Source organism: Ruminococcus sp. Marseille-P328 (assembly GCF_964249465.1).
In the GTDB taxonomy this organism is placed as follows: domain Bacteria; phylum Bacillota; class Clostridia; order Lachnospirales; family Lachnospiraceae; genus Blautia_A; species Blautia_A faecis.
Genome location: NZ_CAXUBQ010000078.1, coordinates 1 through 680, shown reverse-complemented (window position 1 = coordinate 680; position 680 = coordinate 1). Strand labels below are relative to the sequence as shown.

Below are 680 nucleotides of genomic sequence, written 5' to 3'. Positions count from 1 at the left end.
TGCCGCTGGGCGGGGCTTGTAAGACCCAGGGTAATAATGTTAGAGAACGTAGAAGAATTTAAAACCTGGGGACCACTTAACAGGAGAAAACATCCGATCAAGTCCAAGCAGGGAAAGACATTTGAGAAATTTGTGCAGCAGCTTACAGACCTTGGCTATGAGGTGCAATTTCAAGAGCTGATAGCAGCAGATTATGGTGCGCCGACCATGCGAAAGAGATTCTTTCTGATTGCACGGTGTGATGGCAAGCCGATTGTGTGGCCAGAGCCGGCACATGGGGCAGCGGACAGCGAACAGGTGAAGAATGGCAGCCTAAAACCTTATGTTGGTGCATATACCCAGATAGACTTCAGCAGGCCGTGTCCTTCAATTTTTGATACATCCGAAGAAATCAAAGAGAAATACGGTATTCGGGCAGTGCGTCCACTGGCACCTAAGACAATGGCGAGGATTGCGAGAGGACTGAAAAAGTTTGTGCTTGAGAATCCAGAGCCGTTTATCATTCAGTGTAATCATGGTGGAGAGAGAAGGCCTAATGACATCAGAGAGCCAATGCCGACCATAACAGGGAAGCATGGATATGGAATTGTGGAGCCGTATATAGTTCAAATTGGACAGACAGGTTTTGCAGCAGACAGAAGCAAAGATGTACGGGATCCGCTGACTACTATTGTAAGTAA

The 680-nt window shown here is 47.2% G+C and carries 1 protein-coding gene; it reads left to right on the top strand.

Translation table 11 applies throughout. The annotated features are described in order from the left end of the window. Nucleotides 1–36: 36 nt before the first annotated feature. On the top strand, nucleotides 37–680 hold a 644-nt coding region (locus tag ACESTK_RS20520; protein ID WP_373120640.1), incomplete at its 3' end, for a DNA cytosine methyltransferase.